This is a genomic window from Streptomyces sp. NPDC034111, from assembly GCF_055575375.1.
Genome location: NZ_JBVIST010000020.1, coordinates 16750 through 39016, shown reverse-complemented (window position 1 = coordinate 39016; position 22267 = coordinate 16750). Strand labels below are relative to the sequence as shown.

Sequence of the window (22267 nt, the reverse complement as noted above, 5' to 3'; positions counted from 1 at the left end):
CCGCGGGCCGCCCTCGGGAGTATCGTCGCCCCCACAGTCGCCACGCCCCGGAGGGCACGATGAACTCGGTCCGAGTCACGGCGATCGCCTGCCTGATGCCACTGTCCGAGCTGGACGAGGATCCGTTCCTGGTCGACGACCGCAGCCAGCACGACATGTGCCGGCAGTGGGCGGTGGCCCGTGACTACCACCTGACCTGCCGGCTCAGCCTGCACCAGCTGCGCGCCGACCACAGCGCGCTGTGGCGCGATGTGGAAAAGGGCCTGGTCGATGTGTTTGTGACGCCCAATCGCCGGGCGCTGGAGAACGCCATCGACGGGGCCGACGAGTTCTCCGAGCGCTGCGCGGCGGCCGGCGTACGCCTGGAGACCGCGGACCTGGACGAGCCGGTCTACACCCTGGCGATGAAGTCCCAGGTACACCGGCGGCTGTCGATGCCTACGGCCGGCTACAACGGCTGCTGACGGCCCGTATGCAGCACGAAGGGCCGGGGTTCGTCACCCCGGCCCTTCGTCTGCGACTTCACCGCGCCCGTTACTCGGAGCGCTTGGGCCGCCAGACCACCAGCGCGCTGGTCTGCTGGACGTCCTGATACGGCACCAGATCGCGCCGGTACGAGGCATGCACCGCCGCCTCCCTCTGCTGCATCGCGCTGGCCGCGCCCTCCAGGGCGCCCTGGAGTTCGGCGACCCGCTGCTGGAGGGCCGCGACCTGGTTCTCCAGTTCGATGATGCGCTTGATGCCGGCGAGGTTGATGCCCTCGTTCTGGGACAACTGCTGCACCGTACGGAGCAGTTCGATGTCCCGGGCCGAGTAGCGGCGGCCCCGCCCGGCCGTGCGGTCGGGCGAGACCAGCCCCAGCCGGTCGTACTGCCGCAGGGTCTGCGGATGCAGGCCGGAGAGCTGAGCCGCGACGGAGATGACGTACACCGGCGACTCATCGGTCAGTTCATACGGGTTACGACGCTGCCCGCCCCGGCTGTCCATCTCAAGCTCCCTTCGCGGCCTGGAACAGCTCCGCCCGCGGGTCCGGCCCCGCGGTCGCCTCGCGGTAGGACTCCAGCGCTTCCTTCGCCTTGTCGCCGAGGTCCTTGGGAACGACCACCTCTATGGTGACCAGCAGATCACCCCGGGTGCCGTCCTTGCGGGCCGCGCCCTTGCCCCGGGCCCGCATCGTGCGTCCGTTGGGAGTGCCGGCCGGCAGCTTCAGCGTCACCGGCGGGCCGCCCAGCGTCGGCACCTTCACCTCGCCGCCGAGCGCGGCCTCCGGGAAGGTGACCGGCACCGTGATGGTGAGGTTGTCGCCCTTCCGGCCGAAGACCGGGTGGGCGTCGACATGCACAACGACGTAGAGGTCGCCCGCCGGGCCGCCCTGCTCGCCCGGCGCGCCCTTGCCCCGCAGCCGGATGCGCTGCCCGTCGGAGACCCCCGCGGGGATCCTGACCTGCATCGTGCGGGCGCTGGTCGCGCGTCCGCTGCCCTTGCAGACATCGCACGCGTCCTGGGCGATCAGGCCCCGGCCCTTGCAGTCCGCGCACGGGTCGGTCAGCGAGAAGCCGCCGCCCCCGCCCCGGCTGACCTGTCCGGTGCCGACACAGGTCGGGCAGACCCGAGGCGTACCGTTTTTGTCGCCGGTGCCCGAACACGCCTTGCACGGCGCCTGGCTGGACATCCGCAGCGGGACCGTGGCCCCGTCGACCGCCTCGGTGAAGCTCAGCGTCACCTCGGACTCGATGTCCTGGCCGCGCCGCGGATGGGTACGCGTACCGGCGCCCCCGCGGTTGAACAGACCGCCGAACACGTCCCCCAGCCCGCCGCCGAAGCCGCCGGCCCCGGCTCCGCCCGAGCCCCCGAAGAGGTCGCCCAGGTCGAAGTTGAAGGAGCCGCCGCCCCCGCCCGGACCGGGCCGGAAGCCGCCGTTGCCGAACAGCGCCCGCGCCTCGTCGTACTCCTTGCGGCGCTTGGCGTCGCCCAGTACGTCGTTGGCCTCGGAGATCTCCTTGAAGCGCTCCTCGGCCTTGGCGTCGCCCTTGTTGGCGTCCGGGTGGTTCTCGCGGGCGAGCTTGCGGTACGCCTTCTTGATCTCTGCTTCGGTGGCGTCCTTGGGGACGCCGAGGACCTTGTAGTAGTCCTTCTCGACGAAGTCCTTGGTGCTCATCCCCGACGTCCCTCCTTCCGTTCTGTTCTCTTCTGTGTCCGCACGTCAGCCCTCTTCCGGGCCACCGCTCTCCTCGTCCGACGGCTTGGCGTCCTCGTCCGAGGCGGACTTGGCGCTCTGCGCGCCCGGCTGCGGCTCGGCGACGGCGACCCGTGCGGGACGGATCGTCCGCTCACCGATGCGATACCCGGGCTGAAGGATCGCAACGCACGTCGTCTCGGTGACATCCGGCGCGTACGAATGCATCAGCGCTTCGTGGATCGTCGGGTCGAAGGGCTCGCCCTCCTTGCCGAACTGCTGGAGGCCGAGCTTGGCGGCCACGGTCTCCAGCGATTCGGCCACCGACTTGAAGCCGCCGACCAGTTCGCCGTGCTCACGCGCCCGGCCGATGTCGTCGAGCACGGGAAGGAGCTCGGACAGGAGGTTCGCCGCGGCGATCTCCTTGACCGTGACCCGGTCCCGTTCCACCCGACGGCGGTAGTTCTGGTACTCCGCCTGGAGCCGCTGGAGGTCCGCCGTGCGCTCGTTGAGCGCCGTGCGCACCTGGTCCAGCTGCGCCTGGAGTGCCACGTCCTGTACGTCCCCGGCCGGGGCCGAGCCCGCCTTCTCGGCGGACTCGGCCTGCGCCGCGTCTTCGGGGGCGGCGTCGGAAGGGACGTCGGGCTTCTCCTCGAAGCCCGGGGTCTCCTCCGTCACGCGGCACCATCCTTCTTCGGCTTCTCGTCGTCGACGATCTCGGCGTCGACGACATCGTCCTCGGCCTTGGCCTGGTCACCGGCGGCAGCGCCCTCGGCGCCACCGGCGGCCTGCGCGCCCTGGGCGTCGGCGTACATGGCCTGACCCAGCTTCTGGGAGACGGCCGCGACCTTCTCCGTGGCGGTACGGATCTCGGCGGTGTCCTCGCCCTTGAGCTTCTCCTTCAGCTCGCCGACGGCGGTCTCGACCTCGGTCTTGACCTCACCGGGGACCTTGTCCTCGTTGTCCTTGAGGAACTTCTCGGTCTGGTAGACGAGCTGCTCGCCCTGGTTGCGGGCCTCGGCGGCCTCGCGGCGGCGGTGGTCCTCGTCCGCGTACTGCTCGGCCTCCCGGCGCATCCGGTCGACCTCGTCCTTCGGCAGCGAGGAGCCGCCGGTGACGGTCATCTTCTGCTCCTTGCCCGTGCCCAGGTCCTTCGCGGTCACGTGCATGATGCCGTTGGCGTCGATGTCGAAGGAGACCTCGATCTGCGGGACACCACGCGGGGCCGGCGGCAGACCGGTCAGCTCGAACATCCCGAGCTTCTTGTTGTACGCCGCGATCTCGCGCTCGCCCTGGTAGACCTGGATCTGCACGGACGGCTGGTTGTCCTCGGCCGTGGTGAAGATCTCCGAGCGCTTGGTCGGGATCGTGGTGTTGCGCTCGATGAGCTTGGTCATGATGCCGCCCTTGGTCTCGATACCGAGGGACAGCGGGGTCACGTCGAGGAGCAGAACGTCCTTGACCTCACCCTTGAGGACACCGGCCTGGAGCGAGGCGCCGATGGCGACGACCTCGTCCGGGTTGACGCCCTTGTTGGCGTCCTTGCCGCCGGTCAGCTCCTTGACGAGCTCGGCGACGGCCGGCATACGGGTCGAGCCACCGACGAGAACGACGTGGTCGATCTCGGAGAGCTGGATGCCCGCGTCCTTGATGACGTTGTGGAACGGGGTCTTGCAGCGCTCCAGGAGGTCCGCGGTCAACTGCTGGAACTGCGAGCGGGTGAGCTTCTCGTCCAGGTGGAGCGGGCCCTCGGCGGAGGCGGTGATGTAGGGAAGGTTGATCGTCGTCTCGGTGGAGGACGACAGCTCGATCTTCGCCTTCTCGGCGGCCTCGCGCAGACGCTGGAGCGCCATCTTGTCCTTGGACAGGTCGACGCCGTGGCCGTTCTGGAACTGCTTCACCAGGTAGTCGACGACACGCTGGTCCCAGTCGTCACCACCGAGGTGGTTGTCACCGTTGGTGGCCTTCACCTCGACGACGCCGTCGCCGATCTCCAGCAGCGAGACGTCGAAGGTGCCGCCACCGAGGTCGAAGACCAGAATGGTCTGGTCGTCCTTCTCCAGGCCGTAGGCCAGGGCGGCCGCGGTGGGCTCGTTGACGATACGCAGGACGTTGAGGCCCGCGATCTCACCGGCCTCCTTGGTGGCCTGGCGCTCGGAGTCGTTGAAGTAGGCCGGAACGGTGATGACCGCGTCGACAACCTTCTCGCCCAGATACGCCTCGGCATCCCGCTTGAGCTTCTGCAGGATGAAGGCGCTCATCTGCTGCGGGTTGAAGCCCTTGTCGTCGATGTCGATCTTCCAGTCGGTGCCCATGTGGCGCTTGACCGACCGGATGGTCCTGTCGACGTTGGTGACCGCCTGGCGCTTCGCGACCTCGCCGACCAGCACCTCGCCGTTCTTGGCGAAGGCGACAACGGACGGCGTGGTCCTGGCGCCCTCGGCGTTGGTGATGACGGTGGGCTCACCGCCTTCGAGAACACTGACGACGGAGTTCGTCGTGCCCAGGTCGATGCCGACCGCACGTGCCATTTCAATTCCTCCAGCTGACTTGAGTGGAACAGGCTCAAGAGTGCAGCACCAAAGAAAACCTGTCAACAGACCTGAGTCAGGGTCGCTCAACTTTCATATGGCCCGTACCGTCACCTGGCCGCCCCCGAAGACGTCGGCACCCCGGACAGGGTTGCCTTCGCGACACAGATCACCGGCCGGGCGGCTTCATGGCACCGAGGAGAATGGGTAACCTCAGCCGCAGACCCAAAAAGTTACCGCTTAGTAGTACCGCTCAGCCTTCCCAGCAATCCCAGTCTTTTCCGCTCTCGCAGGTTCGAGGAGCCACCAATGCAACTCGCCGCGATCATTGTGTCGCTGGTCCTAATCGCGGTCGGCGTCGCGCTGTTCGGCCGCGCCATCCTGCAGATCTACCGCTTCGTACGGCTCGGCCAGCCCGTACCCGCCGGGACCCGGACCAACGACCCCGCGCAGCGCACCCTCACGGTGGCCAAGGAGTTCCTGGGCCACACCCGGATGAACCGCTGGGGCGTCGTCGGCGTGGCGCACTGGTTCGTGGCGGTGGGCTTCTTCTCCCTGCTGCTGACCATCGTCAACGCCATCGGTCAGCTCTTCCAGGCCGACTGGCTGATCCCGGTCATCGGCGGCTGGCTGCCGTGGGAGATGTGGGTCGAGGGCATGGGCACGCTGACGACCGTGGGCATCATCGTCCTGATCGTCATCCGGCAGCTGAGCAGGCCGGGCCGGGCGGGCCGCAAGTCCCGCTTCGCGGGCTCCAACACCGGCCAGGCGTACTTCGTCGAGACCGTCATCCTCATCGTCGGCATCTGCATCGTGACGCTGCACGCCCTGGAGGGCGCCCAGCACGGCGTCGATCACTACGAGCCCGCGTTCTTCGCCTCGTACCCGCTGGTCGTCTTCCTGAAGGGCCTGAGCCTCGGCACCCTCCAGAACCTCACCTACCTCTTCGCCGGGATCAAGATCGCGACGTCCTTCATCTGGATGATCACGGTCTCCCTCAAGACCGACATGGGTGTGGCCTGGCACCGCTTCCTGGCCTTCCCCAACATCTGGTTCAAGCGCGAGGCGGACGGCGAGGTGACGCTGGGCGCGCTCCAGCCGATGACCTCCGCCGGCAAGCCGATCGACTTCGAGGACCCGGGCGAGGACGACCAGTTCGGCGTCTCCCAGGTCGAGCACTTCTCCTGGAAGGGCATCCTCGACTTCTCCACCTGCACCGAGTGCGGCCGCTGCCAGTCGCAGTGCCCCGCCTGGAACACCGGTAAGCCGCTGTCGCCCAAGCTGCTGATCATGGCGCTGCGCGACCACTCGCACGCCAAGGCGCCGTACCTGCTCGCGGGCGGCGGCAAGACCGCGGAGGGCGAGGAGAAGGCCACCGAGGAGCAGCTGAAGGACGTCCCGGCCGCCGCCCTCGCGGAGGCCGAGCGCCCGCTGGTCGGCACCCTCGAAGAGGGCGGTGTCATCGACCCGGACGTGCTGTGGTCCTGCACCACCTGCGGCGCCTGCGTCGAGCAGTGCCCGGTCGACATCGAGCACGTCGACCACATCGTCGACATGCGCCGCTACCAGGTCATGATCGAGTCCAGCTTCCCCAGCGAGGCGGGCACGATGCTCAAGAACCTGGAGAAGAAGGGCAACCCCTGGGGCCTGGCCAAGAAGCAGCGCCTGGCGTGGACCAAGGAGGTCGACTTCGAGGTCCCGGTCGTCGGCAAGGACATCGAGGACCTCACCGAGGTCGACTACCTGTACTGGGTCGGCTGCGCCGGCGCCCTGGAGGACCGGGCGAAGAAGACCACCAAGGCCTTCGCGGAGCTGCTGCACATCGCCGGTGTCAAGTTCGCCATCATGGGCGGCGACGAGGCCTGCACCGGTGACTCGGCCCGCCGTCTGGGCAACGAGTTCCTCTTCCAACAGCTCGGCCAGCAGAACGTCGAGATGCTGAACATGGCCTTCGGCGAGGACAGTGACGACGAGTCCACCAAGAAGCCCAAGTCCAAGAAGAAGATCGTCGCCACCTGCCCGCACTGCTTCAACACCATCGCGAACGAATACCCCCAGCTGGGCGGCGAGTTCGAGGTCATCCACCACACCCAGCTGCTCCAGCACCTGATCGACGAGGGCAAGCTGATCCCGGTCACCCCGGTCGAGGGTCTGATCACGTACCACGACCCGTGCTACCTGGGCCGGCACAACAAGGTCTACACCCCGCCGCGCGAGATCATCGCGAAGGTGCCGGGCCTGCGGAACGAGGAGATGCACCGCCACAAGGAGCGCGGCTTCTGCTGTGGCGCCGGTGGTGCCCGTATGTGGATGGAAGAGCGCATCGGCAAGCGCATCAACAACGAGCGCGTCGACGAGGCTCTGTCCCTCAACCCGGACATCGTCTCGACGGCCTGCCCCTTCTGCCTCGTGATGCTGACCGACTCGGTCAACGGCAAGAAGAACGACGGCAAGGCGAAGGAATCCGTCCAGGTCGTCGACGTGGCCCAGCTGCTGCTGGACTCCGTCAAGGCCCCCGCCGACCCGGCCGACGACGAGGAGTCCACGGACACCCCGGAGCCCGAGCCGGTGAAGTAACCGCGCGCGCAGGCGCATTGACCGACGGCCGGTCCCCTTGTGGTGGGGGCCGGCCGTCGGCGTACACCCCCAAATCCGGTTGCCCGGCCACCCGCCCGCCCCCGTGAACTTGCTCGACCAGCTCTACCTCCGCCCGGACGTCCGGCGCACCGGCATCGGCAGCCGGCTGCTCGCCGAGGTGCGGCGCCACCGCCCCGGCGGTCTCACCCTGCGTGTTCTTCCAACTCAACAGCGAGGCCCGGGCGTTCTACGCCCACCACGGTTTCCGGGTCCTGGCCACGAACGACGGCAGTGGCAACAGGGAGAACCTTCCGGAGCTGACCCTTGGCCGGACTCCGGGCTCCGGACCGGAATTCCCTCCGGGATCCCCCTAGGGGATGTCACAGCTCAGCAGCAAACGCCGCCCCAGTCCCCCGGCCCGGCCCCCCGTTCCCCGCGGACCAGGTACTTTCGAAGGCGTGGCTGGATTCAGGATGGGTCGCGGACGGGATGCCCGCCCCGCGCAGGACGGACAGCAGGGGCACCAGGGGCAGCAGGCTCCGTACGGACAGCAAGGACCGTACGGACAGCAGCCCCCACCGCCGCACGGGCAGTGGCAGCAGCCCCCGCAGCAGTACGGCGGCGGGCCGCAGGGACAGCCGCAGGCTCCCGGGCAGTACGGTGAGCCCGAGTACTTCGGCGACGGCGGCTACGAGCCCGCCCAGCAGTCCTACGCGCCGTACGGCGACCACAACAACCCGGGCAGCACCCGGCAGTTCAGCATCGGCGAGGCCCCGGACGCCTACGGCCAGTACCCCGGCCAGTACGGCGACGGCCCCGGTGACGGCGACTACGCGGCCGGCGGCACCTACCGCGCCGGCCAGACCTCCGCACCGCCGGCCGGCCCCCGGCTGCACTGGAAGCAGCTGCTGTCCGGCATGGTGCTGCGCCCCGACGCCACGTTCTGGCAGATGCGCGACCACACGGTCTGGGGCCCGGCGCTCATCGTCACCTTCGTCTACGGCCTGCTCGCGGTCTTCGGCTTCGACAAGGCCCGCGAGGACGTGCTCAACGCCACGCTCTCCAACAGCATCCCCTGGGTGCTGATCACCGCCGTGATGTTCATCATCGGCAGCCTGATCCTGGGCGCGGTCACCCACACCCTGGCCCGCCAGCTCGGCGGCGACGGCGCCTGGCAGCCGACCATCGGCCTGTCCATGCTGATCATGAACATCTCGGATGCGCCCCGGCTGCTGTTCGCGATGTTCCTGGGCGGCGACTCCACCCTGGTCCAGGTCCTGGGCTGGCTGACCTGGCTCGCCTGCGGCTATCTGCTGACCTCCATGGTCAGCAAGTCGCACGACCTGCCGTGGCCCAAGGCCCTCGGCGCCTCGGCGATCCAGCTGGTCGCCCTCCTGGGCCTGCTCAAGCTCGGCACCCTGTAGGCCGCAGGCCCGGCCCACCACGCGGGGGCCCGCCCCGGAGCACTCGGCTCCGGAGCGGGCCCCTGGCCGTACGGCGGACGTCAGCCGGTGAACCGCTGCCCCGCGGACCCGTCGCAGCGCTGGAGCCGCAGCGGCTCCTTCGCCCCGCCCAGCGTCAGACAGAGCGCCCGGGCAGCGGCCGGCTGCACCGCGCCGCCATCGGCCCGTACGAACTGCTGGTTGGCCGCGCCCGAGCAGTTCCACAGCACCAGCGCCGCACCCGCCTCGTACCGTCCGCCCGGCACGTCCAGACACCGGTCCTGGGTCAGCCCCACATGCACCGACCGCTGCTCGCCGTCGTACCACCAGTCCTGGTTGCGCTGCCCGTGGCAGTCCCACCCGATGACGGCCGTACCGTTCCGGCTGCTGCCGCCGTTCGCGTCCACACAGCTCCCGGTGGCGGCGTTCTTCCACGGCCGGTAGACGTCGTCCCAGCCTCCCGCGTACAGCTTCGGCCGCCCGGTGCTCGCCGGATCCGTACAGGACGCCTCCCGCAGCCCCGGCTCCGCGTAGAGCTGGGTCAGACAGGACGCGAACGCACCGTGCCCGCGCAGGTTGGGATGGAACGACTGCCGCACCGAATTCGCGTCCGGCGGGAAGGGGTTGGTGAGGTTCACCCACAGCCCGCGGGCCCAGGTGTCCTCCATGCACACCTCGTGCCCGTGGAACAGCCGCGAGGCGTCGAGGTACGTCGCGCCCGTGTCCCGCGCCGCCTTCCGTATCCCCCGCTCGAAGGCCGGTACGGCGGCATCGCGCCCCCACGCCGCATCCGAGGTGTAGCCGGTGCAGCCGCCCGGCAGCTTCCCCGGATAGCTGGGGTTGTCCTCCACGTCCGGCCCGATCGGGCTCGGATACGACATCACCACGAGCCGGTAGTCGCCGTCCGCGTACCCCGCGTCCCGCATCACGGTCCGCAGATCGCCGAGCGTCCGCTCGACCTTGGGCACCAGCCCGTCGACCCGCCCCTGCCACCCCGGCTCGTACCCGGGCCGGCAGGTCCCCTGCAACAGGAACCAGCGCTTCACACAGTCCGTCATCACCGGCCCGAACTGGAGATCGTCATTGGCGCCCGCGACCAGCAGCACCATCTTCAGCCGGGTGTTACGGGCCTTGATCGCCAGACTGTCGCTCTGCACCAGCTCATCGGGGTACTGCCGGCTCCCGCCGATCACGATGTTGCCGCTGTACGCGCCCGAGCAGGCGACGTTGTACGTCACCTCGGCCGCGATCCCGGTCCGGTGGATCGCCGAGTCCGGTGACCTGTGGCACCAGTTCCCGGGCCCGTCCGTCCCCGGCTCGTACGTCCCGACGCCCTCGCCCGAGATCTCACTGTCCCCCAGCGAGATCAATGCGGACTTCCGTTCCGCCAGGGGCCGCTCGGCCGGGTCCCCGTAGAGCGCGACCGCCTCCTGTGCCCGGACCTTCTCCAGCTCGGCCGACAGCGGCCTGGCCGCCGCGGCGCCCGCCCCTGCGGTGGCGGCACCAGCCCCTGCGGTGGCGCCGCTCGCCCCGCTCACCGCAGTGGTGAACACCACCGTCAAGGCCGCGGTCAAGGCCGCGACCGCCGCCCGCCCCCGCCGCCCACGTCTCGCACGCACCATGGGGTCTCCCCTCCGGTCTGCTGTTACCGCGGGTTTTACTCGTAAGTAAGAACAGGCGGAACACCCGGAACGGGATTGGCCGAAACATGCGTGAGGGAGCTGACCTGTCGGCCAACTCCCTCACCACAAAAGCTACTTGCGCGCCTCAGGCGTCGAGAACCTGTCCTTCACGGCGCACCACCGGCGGTTCGACGCTCCACGGGAAGTTGATCCATTCGTCCGTGCGCTTCCACACGTACTCGCACTTCACCAGCGAGTGCGACTTCTCATAGATCACCGCGCTACGGACCTCGGCCACGGTCCCCACACAGAAGTCGTGCACCAGCTTCAACGTCTTACCGGTGTCGGCGACATCGTCGGCGATCAGCACCTTCTTCTCGGAGAAGTCGATCGCGTTCGGCACCGGCGCCAGCATGACCGGCATCTCCAGCGTGGTCCCCACACCGGTGTAGAACTCGACGTTCACCAGGTGGATGTTCTTGCAGTCCAGCGCGTACGCCAGCCCGCCCGCGACGAAGACACCACCGCGGGCGATCGACAGCACTATGTCGGGCTCGTACCCGTCATCCGCGATCGTCTGCGCCAGCTCGCGGATCGCCCCGCCGAACCGCTCGTACGTCAGGTTCTCCCGCACGTCACTCACGTATCTCTCTCAGCCTTCTCTGTCCCACGGCCGGCCGGACAGCCCCGCCCTGCGCCCGGCCACGCGCCTCTGCCCGCCTCACACCTGCGTACGGTGGAAGTTCCTGAACGACCGGGACGGCGTCGGACCACGCTGCCCCTGGTAACGGGAGCCGTACCGCTCGCTGCCGTACGGGTGCTCGGCCGGCGAGGTCAGCCGGAACATGCACAGCTGCCCGATCTTCATGCCCGGCCACAGCTTGATCGGCAGCGTGGCGACATTGCTCAGCTCAAGCGTCACATGCCCGCTGAACCCCGGGTCGATGAACCCGGCGGTCGAGTGCGTCAGCAGCCCCAGCCGCCCCAGCGAGCTCTTCCCCTCGAGCCGGGACGCAAGATCATCGGGCAGCGAGATGACCTCGTACGTCGAGGCCAGCACGAACTCACCCGGGTGCAGGATGAACGCCTCGTCCCCCTCCGGAACGACCTCACGGGTCAGATCGGACTGCTCGACGGCGGGGTCGATGTGCGGGTACCGGTGATTCTCGAACACCCGGAAGTACCGGTCGAGGCGCACGTCGATACTGGACGGCTGCACCATCGACTCGTCATAGGGGTCGATGCGCACCCGACCAGCGTCGATCTCGGCCCGGATGTCCTTGTCTGAGAGAAGCACGCACATGAGGATACGCGCCCGCACCACCCCCACCGCACGACGAGGGCCCGGCCCCCCCCCAGGGAGACCGGGCCCACCACTACGCCCTCTTGATCGACACCTCACGACCTGGCCACGACCGCCTCGCTCCGCACGATCACCACACGACCGCTGAACGACCGCTCGACGACCACTGGCTCGACCGCTACGCGACCACCGCACGGCCCCTACGCGATCGCTGCCCGACCACTGCCCGACCGCTCTTCGAGCGCCGCGGCCCGCCCGCTACCGCTTCGCGTGCTCCACGGGCACCGAATGCCGCAGCCGAGCACAGCGCGGGCAGCGCAACAGCCGTCCGGGACCGAGCCGGTCGGTGGTCTGCATGGGGAACGAAGCGGTGCTGAACACATGGCCCTCAGCACAACGTACGACGGTGCGCTCCATCAGGTCCCTCTCCCAACTGCGTGGACAACAAAAGCCACATTAGGGGATGAACTGGGCGCACTCGCACGCGGCACTCCGACGCCCAACCGTACGCCCCAACTCCCGCGCCCCGCACCCACATCCCACCCGGCGGAGCCCTCCCCCACGACCCGCGAAGCACCCCGCACCACCCCCGGCCTGCGGCGCCCGGGCATGCCAAATGCACCGCGACGCGGTGATGGGGTAGAGTGTGCGACGATGTTCCGCTCTCGATCCGAGGCGGGATTACGCGGGTGTAGTTTAATGGTAGAACATGAGCTTCCCAAGCTCAGAGCGCGGGTTCGATTCCCGTCACCCGCTCCAAAGACTCAGGCCCAGCTCAGGGAGTTAACTCCCCGGCTGGGCCTCTGTGTTGTCTAGACCGTGCTAGGCGTTTCGTGCCCGCTACGTGCCCGATCAGCCGGGACGGCATCGCCCTCGAACGCTTTCACGCAGCCCAGGCGCGCGCTCACACTTCCCGCCGAGCCGCCATCGTCGCCTTCACCCTCGGAACGCGGCGATCGAACTTGCAGAGTCTGTCGACGAAGTGTTGGCTCCCAACGCGTGGGGGCGACTGCGACAGTCTGGTCCTGCCGCCAACAAAGGTCGACCCAACCTCGCAATGCGGACCACAGCGCAGGAGCGTGAGCACCTCAAGAAGTCGGCCAAGGCAGTTGGTGACGCCATCACTGATCGCGTGAACGAGGGTCTGCGCCTTTTCCTCTCGGGTGAGTTCGTTCCCGATCGACCCACGCGAGCCGTAAGGGGCACCGCGAAGGCCGATGGCAGCCTAAACGTGAGGCCTAGTGAGCAGCTGCGTGCCCGGGCAGGGTCGCGGTGTGAGGAAGTGGAACGGGAGCTGGGCTGGAAGCCGACCGTATCTGGTGTGGCTCTTGCCTACTTGAAGAGCCTCTACCCGCTACCGGACGCCTAGCATCTGCTGTATAGCAACGAAGTACAGCAACCGTGGTGATCTCAGATGACCGCCCGAGACCGCAGGACCTCTGACGACCAGGCCAACAGACCCCAGCGACGACCCCGCCGGTAGTTCGCATCGAGGGACGTCGATCGGTCGGCGGGTTGCCTCCGCCATTGAGACTCCGCCATCCGAGCGGTAGCGGGTTGCCTGTACCGGGGAGGGAATCAGGCTCGACGGTCGACGTAGTACGGTTCCGCTCCCATGATCCACTCACTGGGGAGTTCCGCATGGCCAGCTACGAAGAACACGCCCAAGCCGCGAGCGATCTCTTGGCACCGATCAAGCTCGGAAAGCTAGCCTCATATGAAGCCCGTGCCCAGGTCGCACAGGTTGAAGCCTTGCTGGCACTCGCCGCAGCCATCGCCGGTCGTCAGACGGGATCGACATGGCAGCCGCCGCAGTCGGATCGGTAGCCGGGCCGTCGCTGGGCCGTCCGGAGCGGACCAAGGCTGACAGATGTCGCCAGCTGGCGAGTGCGTCACCACAGTTCAGCTGTCAAATGTCTGATGGCGTTGCAGCGCCGGGCGGGGCGAGTACCAGGGCAAGAAGGCGCGCGTTGTCGGCGAACGGGGCGGACCTGCGCGAGCGGTGGCGGCAGTGAGATGCGGTGTGGCTGACATCTACAGCTGACATCAACGGCTGCGAACGACGGGAGACGCGAGCGGCCTACGGTGGTGTAAACGGTCCGAGGCGCAGCTATCACCTGAGTGTCGGAGCGAACTTACAAAGCGGATGTCGTGGCGCCGGCCTCGCGAGCCCTCATCCATGCAGGCGCTTGCCACTCGGGCCGACTTTCACGGAGTTTCCTGATCTGTCGCTGCGTAAGACCCAGAGAATGGCGTCAATTCCCGCCGCATGGCCTTCAAGCAGAGTTTAAGTTCCGGGTCATTGTCGTATGGATAATATGCAGAGTCCGGAATCTCTGCGTCGCTCGTGATAATCTCCCCCATCCAAGCTTCTTTCCTGTATGGACCTCCCCGTCGACGAGTCTGCGTGAAAAGAAGCTGGTAGGCCTCCCCTACCACCGCAGAGTCCATATCCAAGAGCGCCTGGTTATAGCGGATTCGCGAGAACACTTCAGTCTGACGCTGAACGATTGCAGCTCGTGTCTCACCGACCCCATCGGGCCGTCGTCGAATGAGATACGGAAGTTCCTCGTAGTCCGAGATGGCCAACAACGCCTCAGCATAGGTCTTGGATTTCCGCTCGCGGCGGGCGGCATGCTGGTTAACCCAGTAACCAAGAATAGCTACGGCGGCCGTCGCGAAGCCGGTGATGAGTGTTACTTGAGCGGCAGCATCCATCTACTCAGCTCCTCGGCAAGCAGCGTCCCCCTTCGTCCCGATTGTGCAGATGATGCATTACTGTGCAAGAGCGCAATTTCGCCACGCCATGTGCCGACACACCGACGGCCGTCGTGCCCGTTGCGTGCCCGAAGGGCCGGTGAACCACGGGGAATTCGGGTACGCAACGGGGTATCGGAATGAGGCGCCCAGGTGGCCTTTCTGGCAGATCAGGGCGCAGATTGCATGCCGATCACCCCGTGATTCCCAAGCTCAGAGCCGCAGGTTCGAATCCCGTCACCCGCTCCATAGTTGAGGCCCAGGTCGGTGACCTGGTCCTTGCTTCATCTGGACCTCTTGCAATCCGACGCACCGTCCGCGTGCCCCTTCCCGTGAGAACGGCGAGGCCGGAGGGTATGCGGCGCCCCCTGAGGGATGGTGCGCCGTGGGATCCCCCGGTGCGGCGCTCCCCGCCGACAGGCACTCGCCGAGCGGTGGGTGGCGCAGATTGGCTCGGACGCGGGGACGTTGAGGGGTGGGTCAGGCAGCGAACAGGCGTCCGGGAACTGTTGGGCGTGGGGTTTTCAGGGGGCCGTCAACACTGCGGACAGCCGCTGACGGGTGGTCAATCCCCTTTGTCGGCATCCCCTTTGCCGACACTCCCTTTTGCTGCCGTTGCAGCCGTCGAGGTGCTAATTCTCCCCGCATGCTCCGTCGGGGTCGGCGGCGGCCTGGACGAGGTTCTGTTCCAGGCGTTCGAGGGTGTGCAGGGCGGCGGTTCGCTCGTCGGGGGAGAGGCCCGCCGTGGAGAGGTCCTCCAGTTGGCTCCAGACCTGCTCGACCTCACGGCGCAGGGCATGGCTGGCCGCCGTGGGTTCGATGAGTGAGGCGCGCTTGTCGGTGGGTGAGGGGCGGCGGCGGACGAAGCCGGCCTGCTCCAGGCGCCGGACGGTGCGGGTCATGGTGGCGGCGTCGGAGTCCATCAGCCGTACCAGGTCGGCCTGCCTCTGGGGGCCGAGCTCCCACAGGTGCATCATCACCAGCTCCTGGCCCGGATGCAGGCCGATCCGGCGCAGTAGTTGTCCGGCGAACATGCGGTGCAGGCGGGCCAGGCGGAAGATCGCGTGACTGACCGGCCCGCCGCCGGCCGCGGCCGGCACCGGAACGGTGACCTCCTGCCCCGTCCCCGCGGGACCCTTCCCGGTTTCCGGTGTGGACTGCGTCATCGGAACTCACTTTCCTGCTTAGGCAGCGTAATCCTACCTTCCCACGCGATACCTGGCGGCACCTACGCCGCCACCAGGGAACATACGGGCAGGTAGCGATGTGTTGCGTGCTTCACATTTCAGAGCGGGAATGGATTCGATGTCGTTACCTGTTCGGACAGGTGATTTACTTGTTCAGGCAGGCATCTGCTGGTGCGGGCTCGTGAGCGCCCGGCCGCGGAGCACTACCCACCCGGAGGAAGAAGCCCATGACCACCGCTTTCGATCCGATCGCCCTGGGCGGCAAGCGCCTGGCGAACCGCCTCGTGATGGCGCCGATGACCCGCAGCCGTGCCTACGGTCCCGGCGCCGAGCCGACCGAGCTGATGGCGACGTACTACGCGCAGCGCGCCACCGCCGGACTGATCGTCACGGAGGGCATCCAGCCCTCGCCGCTCGGCCAGGGCTACCCCGACACCCCCGGCCTGCACACGCCCGGGCAGGTGCGGGCATGGCGGACGGTGACCGACGCCGTGCACCGCGAGGGCGGTGCGATCTTCGCGCAGCTGATGCACACCGGCCGGATCGGGCACCCGAGCCTGCTGCCCGACGGGCTGGTGCCGGTGGGGCCGTCCGCGGTGGCCGCCGAGGGGCGGGTCTACACCCACGAGGGGCCGAAGGAGTTCGTGACGCCGAAGGAGCTGAGCGAGGCGGAGATCCGGCAGACCATCGCCGACTTCGCCGACGCCGCCCGCAACGCGGTCGAGGCCGGGTTCGACGGCGTGGAGCTGCACGGCGCCAACGGCTACCTGATCCACCAGTTCCTCGCGCCCAACACCAACCACCGCACCGACGAGTGGGGCGGCACCACCGAGGGCCGGATCCGCTTCGCCGTCGAGGTCGTCAGCGCCGTGGCCGAGGCGATCGGCAGCGACCGGGTGGGCCTGCGGATCTCGCCCGGGAACCAGTTCAACGACATCTCCGAGGACACCCCGGACGAGGTCTACCTCGCCCTGCTGGACCGGCTCGCCGGCCTGGACCTGGCCTACCTGCACCTGATGGAAGGGCCGAACCGCGACCTGACCCCGCGGCTGCGCAAGGTCTGGCCCGGCACGTTCGTCCTCAACCCGTTCACCTATCCCGACGTCACCGGCCCCGACGCGCTGGGTCTGATCGAGGACGGGAGCGCGGACATGGTGGCCTACGGAGCGCTGTTCCTGGCCAACCCCGACCTGCCCCGGCGCCTCGCCTCCGGCGGCCCGTTCAACGACCCCGACAAGGGCACCTTCTACGGCGGCGACCACCGCGGCTACACCGACTACCCCACCCTCACCGCCTGAGCGTCGACTGCGCCGAGGCAGCCGCACAGTGAGTCACAGCGCGTGCAGTTGCCTCTCTTCTCGCCCCTACCTGGGAGTTTCCGATGTCCAAAGCAATCACCTTCTCCGAGTACGGCGCGCCCGAGGTGCTGCGGCCGTCGGAGGTCACCCCGCCGGAGCCCGCGCCGGGCCAGGTCCGGATCCGGGTGCGGGCCGCCTCCGTGAACCCCCTCGACCTCAAGATCCGGTCCGGTCTGATGGCGAAGGCCGCCCCGGCGCGCTTCCCCGTGGTCCCCGGCCTGGACGCGGCCGGTGTCGTCGATGCCGTCGGCGAGGGAGCCGGTGCGGCCGTGGGGGACGAGGTCCTCGGTGCTGCCGTCGGCGGCGGCTACGCCGAGTACGCCCTGCTGGAGCGGCCGGTGGCCAGGCCCCGGGCCCTGTCGTGGGAGGTCGCCGCCTCGCTGGTCACGGTCGGCGAGACCGCGTCCCGTGTCCTGCGGCAGCTGGGTGCGCAGGCCGGGCAGACCCTGCTCGTCCACGGCGCCGCGGGCAGTGTGGGCACCATCGCGGTGCAACTGGCCGTCGCCCGCGGCATCACCGTCGTCGGGACCGTCGGCGAGCACGACGTCGAGCGCCTCACCGCGCTGGGCGCCACCGCCGTCCGTTACGGCGACGGCTGGGCGGAGCGGGTGAAGGCCGCGGCCCCCGAGGGAGTCGACTTCGTCTTCGACGCCTCCGGCGCCGGCGTCCTCGCCGACTCCGTCGCCCTGACCGGCGACAGCGCACGCGTGATCACCATCGCCGACATGTCCGCCGCCGAGCACGGTGTCCGCTTCAGCGCCGGCAGCGCCGACCACGCCGAAGACCCCCTGCCGCAGCTGGTGCAGCTGGCCGCGGCCGGCGAACTCGACATCCCCGTGTGGCGTACGTACCCGCTCGACCAGGCCGCCACCGCCCACCGGGACATCGAGGCCCGCCGCAACAAGGGCAAGGTCGTCCTCCTTCCCTGAACCTCCGTGCCGCCGCCTCGCCGCCGGAGCTGACGAGGCGGCCCGAGCCGCAGCCGCCCCCGGCCGGCTGCGGCCCGCCCACCGAACCCACCAAGATGCTCGCCGACCGGCTGCGCGAACTCGTCGAGGCCGGGCTCGTCACCCACGGCCGGCTCCCGCCCGGGCCCACCACCTACACGCTCACCGCCGACGGACGGGCCCTGCTGCCCGCCCTGGAGCAGATCCGCTCCTGGTCGCAGCACCGCACCCCTACACCCCGTAGCCCCTCGAAGAAGGGAACCCCCATGTCCGCACACCCCCTGCCCGAAGCCACCTTCGCCCGCACCGTCCTGGGTTCCGGCCCCGGCCTCGCCCTCGCCCACGGCGCCGGCAGCAGCGTGGCCGGCACCTACGGCCCGATCCTGGACGGCCTGGCCGCCCGCCACACGGTGGTCGGTATCGACTACCCCGGCAGCGGCGACACTCCCCGCTCCGCCGCGCCGCTGTCGCTGGACGACCTGGCCGACCAGCTCGTCGCCGCAGCCGTCGCCGAGGGCCTGGACACCTTCGCGGTGTCCGGCTACTCGCTCGGCGGCCCGGTCGCCATCCGCGCGGCCGCCCGCCACCCCGAGCGCATCACCGCCCTCGTCCTGACCGCGACCTTCCCCCACCGGGACAACCGGCTCGCGCTCGCCCTGTCCGTCTGGCGCAAGCTGGCCGAATCGGGCAACCGCGAACTGCTGGCCGAGTACCTCACGATGATGGCCCTCGGCGCCGACGCGCTGGAGGCGATGCCGGAGGAGCAGCTCCAGCAGGCTGTCGGGTTCACCGCCGCCGGCGTCGCCGACGGCACCCCCGAGCACGCCGAGCTGGCCCCCCGGGTCGACGTCCGCGACGACCTCCCGGGCATCCAGGCACCCACCCTGGTCATCTCCACCACCCAGGACCGCTTCACCTCCACCCGCCTGCACCACCAACTCGCCGACACCATCCCCGGCGCCCAACTCACGGAGATCCCCACCGGCCATCTGCCCATGGTCGAACGCCCCGAGGAATGGCAGCAGCTCATCACCGACTTCCTCGACCAGCACCGCGACTGACATACACGCATCCGTGGGGCCGGCACCGCCGCTGCTGGTGCCGGCCCCACACATGGCGTCGCCGGGGCGGCGCCCCCGCACCGATGATTCCCAAGCTCAGAGCGCGGGTTCGATTCCCGTAATCCGCTCCATAGTCGAGGCCCAGGTCGGCGACCTGGGCCTTGTTTATTGGTCGGCCTTCAGGGGGGTCGTTAGGCACGCCCGGGCGTGCGTGGTGGGAAGCCGCCAGACAGGACCGGCAGCGCCTCCCGCGCTACAAAGGCGCCCCTTCGCCAGGTTGCGGCGTGGACGAAGCAGCCACCGCGACAGCGCTGCAACCTCAGCTTCCTGACCGCCCCACAGCCCGCCGGTGCCCAGCTCCAGCACGAAGGTCATGGCCGCCCGCAAGGCCGCTGAACACCTGCGCACCTGCGCGAATACTCGCCTCTCGACTTCCGCCCCCGCACCCACTGTGTTGGCCCCGTCACTGGCTGCGGCGATAGCTCCACTGATACTGCCCAGCGACGCGGTGGACCGATGGTTCCAGGCCGGCGATGACCCTGCGAACACCCAGCGATGGCTCTACCGGGGAGCCCCCCGCCGCGGGCCCGCCACGGCATATCAGGCGCCCTGGCCGGGAGCATGGGGCGGAGACGTGGGGGGGGACGCGGTGCGCATGCTGCTCGACGCCGCAGAGCTCCAGTGCAACCGGGCCGTGACCGCGGTCGACGAACCGAACATCGGCGCGGTACAGCTCGGCAGGCGTCCGACGCCCCGTGCGGTCGAACGCCCGGCCGACGGTAACGTGTTGACGGCTGTGCACAGATACGGGGAACGCCGGGGAGGGCGTATGGGCGGCTATTTCAAGGTCGAGGCGGACAATCTCGGACGCATGCTGAAGGACCTGCACGACAGTCAGGACAACATGCGCAAGGCGCTCGGCGCGATGAAGGACACCGGCCCAAAGTCGATGGGAGCGGAGTCTCTGGACAACGCGTGCGACGAGTTCCACGACAGCTGGGACAACGCCATCAAGAAGATCGCTGACGGTACCCAGGCGATCGAGGAGAAGCTGAAGCAGGTCAAGCAGAACTACGAGTCGCTGGAGCACTCACTGCGCGACGCCTTCGCGAAGAACGCCAAGTAGGCACCACGCAGCTCGTGTTCACCCAACCCATGCTTCGCTCCGACCTCCGACAGGTGACTCCATGACCACACAACACTTCCCCGCGCTCGGCTTCAACCCGGCGCCCGGCGACCTGGGTTCTGTCGACGCCGTCACCGGCAAGCTCGACTCGGCCAAGCGCTCCCTCGACTCCGCCCATGCCGTCCTGTCCCGCATCGGCAAGGGCGGTGGCGAGTGGGAGGGCGACGCGGCAAAGGCGTTCGCGGAGAAGGTCGGCGACCTGCCGAAGTACGTGAGCGACAGCCGCGACGCCATGCGCGACGCCGTCACACAGCTCCGCTCATGGCACACCGCGCTCTCCTCGTACCAGACCAAGGGGCGCCAATACGAGTCAGAGGCCGCAGCGGCCAAGCGGACGGTGACCGCCCGGGAGACCGAGAAGGAACACGCGGTCAAGGCTTACAACGAGGCCGCCGCCAACCCGGACCTGCGCCTGGCCGGCGCCTACTACACCGACCAGGCCGCCCTGGACGCCGCGCAGAAGAGGATAGACGCAGCAAGCGACCGCCTGGACAAAGCGGACGCAACCCTCGACTCCGCCCGCAACCGTCTGGACTCCGCCACCCAGGAGCTGGAGGCGATCGTCAAAAAGGCCGAGCACCTCCTCGGCGACCACCAGGACGAGGCCCGAGGCATCGCCGAACGCATCCGGCGGGCCACGGAGAACGCGCCCGACCCGGGGTTCTGGGAAAGCCTCGGTGACTTCTTCACCCGCATGGGCCACGGCATCCAAGAGTGGTGCACCAAACACGCCGACCTGCTGAAGGAGATCGGCGACTGGCTGTCGATCGCCTCCAGCATCCTGGGCGTCGCCTCGCTGCTGACCCTGTGGTGCCCGCCGCTCTCCGGCGCCCTGGCCCTCGCCAGCGCGGGTGCCTCCCTCGGCGCCCTCGCCACACATGGGGCGGCGAAGCTCGGTGGGGCGAACGTGGGTGTGATGGACCTGGTGGGGGACGGGATCGGGGTGATCCCGTTCGGGAAGTTCGGCTCCGTCGCGATGAAGGGGGCCAAGGTGCCCATGAAGCTGGCGCAGGTGGAAGGCCGCACCGTCGCCTCGATCGACAAGGTCAACAAGATCCGCGCCCTGCGGGACGCCGGGTTCACCGGCCGGGCTCTGGAGGGCAAGTCGCTCTTCGGGAGGGGGGCGGAGTACGTCGGCGGAAGCAAGGTCTTCACCACCACTGGGTTCGGCAACCGCATGAAGCTGGCCTGGACCAGCCACGTCCAGGACGTCGCGGGGGCAAGCATCAAGGAGGCGGGCATCAGCAAGGGTCTCAACAAGGTCCTCGACAGCAGCTTCACCCCCGAGGCGGTCAAGTCATCTCTGCGCGGGGCCCTGAGAGCCGACGGCTCCATCGACCCCCTCTCCTGGTGGTCCAAGGGCCCGCAGGTGGTCCAGCAGTTGCCGGGCCTCGCCATCGACACCCACACTCAGCTCACCGATCCCAATACGCCGGCTGCGGGGAGGCTCTGATGTCCGCGTCCCCACAGAGCGTGTCGATCGCCCTGGACACGCCGGAGGGTTTCCACGAACTGCCGCTGCACCTCCCCCCGGACGTCCTCGACGTCGCCCTGTGGGAGCTGGCGGAAGAGATCTGGCCGGGCGGTACGGAGTTCCAGCGCGAGACCACCGCCGCCGTCTACTCCGACCTCACAACGGCCTTGACCGCCGACGACGTTCTTCACGCGTCCGTCGCCTTCTACGAGACGGACGACGGCACGGCGAGCACCGCTCACCTCCTGGTACGGGCGGAGGCCGTGGACCCGGAGGCCCCGGAGATCATCGCCGCCTCATTCCAGGAGACGCTCTCGTTCGACGAACACCGCAGCGTCTCCCAGGTGGACCTACCCTGCGGCCCGGCCGTGATCTCCCTGCACGCCACTGAGACGGACGGCGAGGGCATCCTTCCGGCACTGGAATTCGCCCACCTCGAGTTGTACATACCCTCTCCGGTCCGGGGCTGGCTGCTGGTCCTCGCCCTCACCACACCGTGCTTCACCGACCTGCCGCGGTACACAGGCATGTTGCGGCAGATCGGTGAATCTCTGGTCGTCCGCCCGGCGGAGCAGGCGGACGACCTCCCGGGGACGCCGGCGGCCAGTGACGTGCGCGCGGTATTCGGTTAGGCCGGAGGATGGGT

19 protein-coding genes and 1 tRNA gene are annotated in these 22267 nt (G+C 68.7%); 11 read left to right on the top strand and 9 right to left on the bottom strand.

All coding sequences use genetic code 11. The annotated features are described in order from the left end of the window. Positions 1 to 59: 59 nt before the first annotated feature. Entirely contained in the window at positions 60 to 464 is a 405-nt protein-coding gene (locus ACZ55A_RS31145; protein ID WP_468847116.1) for a hypothetical protein, read from the top strand. Positions 465 to 534: 70 nt separating this feature from the next. Here the strand turns inward: ACZ55A_RS31145 and ACZ55A_RS31140 are convergent, their stop codons facing one another. The 4 genes from ACZ55A_RS31140 to dnaK are packed head-to-tail and all read right to left on the bottom strand — an operon-like array spanning position 535 to position 4707. Then, positions 535 to 987 carry a heat shock protein transcriptional repressor HspR gene (locus ACZ55A_RS31140; RefSeq protein WP_468847113.1) on the bottom strand — a complete coding sequence of 151 codons (453 nt, stop codon included), beginning with the start codon at positions 985 to 987 and terminating at the stop codon, positions 535 to 537. A gap of 1 nt (position 988) precedes the next feature. Further along, on the bottom strand, positions 989 to 2158 hold the full coding sequence (gene dnaJ, locus ACZ55A_RS31135; RefSeq protein ID WP_468847110.1) for a molecular chaperone DnaJ: 1170 nt from the start codon (positions 2156 to 2158) through the stop codon (positions 989 to 991). Positions 2159 to 2203: 45 nt separating this feature from the next. Then, the gene (gene grpE / locus ACZ55A_RS31130) at positions 2204 to 2854 is read right to left on the bottom strand and encodes a nucleotide exchange factor GrpE (RefSeq protein ID WP_468847107.1); all 651 of its coding nucleotides are present in this window, start codon (positions 2852 to 2854) and stop codon (positions 2204 to 2206) included. After that, positions 2851 to 4707: a molecular chaperone DnaK gene (gene dnaK / locus ACZ55A_RS31125; RefSeq protein ID WP_468847104.1), complete on the bottom strand. Its 1857-nt coding sequence runs from the start codon at positions 4705 to 4707 to the stop codon at positions 2851 to 2853. Before dnaK ends, grpE begins: the two co-directional genes overlap by 4 nt. Before the next feature lie 309 nt (positions 4708 to 5016). Between dnaK and ACZ55A_RS31120 the strand changes: the two genes are divergently transcribed. Then, positions 5017 to 7284, top strand: coding sequence for a (Fe-S)-binding protein (locus ACZ55A_RS31120; protein WP_468847101.1), 2268 nt, complete (start codon positions 5017 to 5019; stop codon positions 7282 to 7284). A gap of 473 nt (positions 7285 to 7757) precedes the next feature. Then, complete coding sequence (locus ACZ55A_RS31115; protein WP_468847323.1) at positions 7758 to 8708, top strand: Yip1 family protein; 951 nt, start codon at positions 7758 to 7760, stop codon at positions 8706 to 8708. Between the two features lie 80 nt (positions 8709 to 8788). On the opposite strand, the gene ACZ55A_RS31110 is transcribed toward ACZ55A_RS31115, so the two are convergent. The 3 genes from ACZ55A_RS31110 to dcd all read right to left on the bottom strand — a co-directional run bounded on the left by ACZ55A_RS31110 (position 8789) and on the right by dcd (position 11645). After that, positions 8789 to 10348: a ricin-type beta-trefoil lectin domain protein gene (locus tag ACZ55A_RS31110; protein WP_468847098.1), complete on the bottom strand. Its 1560-nt coding sequence runs from the start codon at positions 10346 to 10348 to the stop codon at positions 8789 to 8791. A gap of 145 nt (positions 10349 to 10493) precedes the next feature. Further along, complete coding sequence (locus ACZ55A_RS31105) at positions 10494 to 10991, bottom strand: phosphoribosyltransferase (protein ID WP_468847096.1); 498 nt, start codon at positions 10989 to 10991, stop codon at positions 10494 to 10496. A gap of 78 nt (positions 10992 to 11069) precedes the next feature. Continuing rightward, the gene (dcd, locus tag ACZ55A_RS31100) at positions 11070 to 11645 is read right to left on the bottom strand and encodes a dCTP deaminase (RefSeq protein ID WP_393485405.1); all 576 of its coding nucleotides are present in this window, start codon (positions 11643 to 11645) and stop codon (positions 11070 to 11072) included. 691 nt (positions 11646 to 12336) lie between these two features. On the opposite strand from dcd, the gene ACZ55A_RS31095 reads away from it, so the two are divergent. Then, positions 12337 to 12410 (top strand) — tRNA-Gly (locus ACZ55A_RS31095). Positions 12411 to 13292: 882 nt separating this feature from the next. After that, positions 13293 to 13478 (top strand): hypothetical protein, encoded by a 186-nt coding sequence (locus ACZ55A_RS31090; protein WP_468847093.1) that lies wholly within the window; start codon positions 13293 to 13295, stop codon positions 13476 to 13478. Between the two features lie 381 nt (positions 13479 to 13859). Here the strand turns inward: ACZ55A_RS31090 and ACZ55A_RS31085 are convergent, their stop codons facing one another. Then, positions 13860 to 14369: a hypothetical protein gene (locus ACZ55A_RS31085; protein WP_468847090.1), complete on the bottom strand. Its 510-nt coding sequence runs from the start codon at positions 14367 to 14369 to the stop codon at positions 13860 to 13862. A 671-nt stretch (positions 14370 to 15040) separates the two neighbouring features. Next, positions 15041 to 15574: a MarR family winged helix-turn-helix transcriptional regulator gene (locus ACZ55A_RS31080; RefSeq protein ID WP_468847087.1), complete on the bottom strand. Its 534-nt coding sequence runs from the start codon at positions 15572 to 15574 to the stop codon at positions 15041 to 15043. Positions 15575 to 15822: 248 nt separating this feature from the next. On the opposite strand from ACZ55A_RS31080, the gene ACZ55A_RS31075 reads away from it, so the two are divergent. From ACZ55A_RS31075 to ACZ55A_RS31050, 6 genes are all read left to right on the top strand, one after another. Beyond that, positions 15823 to 16893, top strand: coding sequence for an alkene reductase (locus ACZ55A_RS31075; protein ID WP_468847085.1), 1071 nt, complete (start codon positions 15823 to 15825; stop codon positions 16891 to 16893). 83 nt (positions 16894 to 16976) lie between these two features. Next, a complete protein-coding gene (locus tag ACZ55A_RS31070) occupies positions 16977 to 17882 on the top strand; it encodes an NADP-dependent oxidoreductase (protein WP_468847082.1) in 906 nt (301 codons plus the stop codon). Positions 17883 to 17977: 95 nt separating this feature from the next. Continuing rightward, positions 17978 to 18961, top strand: coding sequence for an alpha/beta fold hydrolase (locus tag ACZ55A_RS31065; protein ID WP_468847079.1), 984 nt, complete (start codon positions 17978 to 17980; stop codon positions 18959 to 18961). A gap of 655 nt (positions 18962 to 19616) precedes the next feature. Next, the gene (locus ACZ55A_RS31060; RefSeq protein WP_468847077.1) at positions 19617 to 20087 is read left to right on the top strand and encodes a hypothetical protein; all 471 of its coding nucleotides are present in this window, start codon (positions 19617 to 19619) and stop codon (positions 20085 to 20087) included. 61 nt (positions 20088 to 20148) lie between these two features. Next, positions 20149 to 21600: a putative T7SS-secreted protein gene (locus tag ACZ55A_RS31055; RefSeq protein ID WP_468847075.1), complete on the top strand. Its 1452-nt coding sequence runs from the start codon at positions 20149 to 20151 to the stop codon at positions 21598 to 21600. Then, positions 21600 to 22253: a hypothetical protein gene (locus tag ACZ55A_RS31050; RefSeq protein WP_468847072.1), complete on the top strand. Its 654-nt coding sequence runs from the start codon at positions 21600 to 21602 to the stop codon at positions 22251 to 22253. Before ACZ55A_RS31055 ends, ACZ55A_RS31050 begins: the two co-directional genes overlap by 1 nt. The last annotated feature ends 14 nt before the right edge of the window (positions 22254 to 22267 follow it).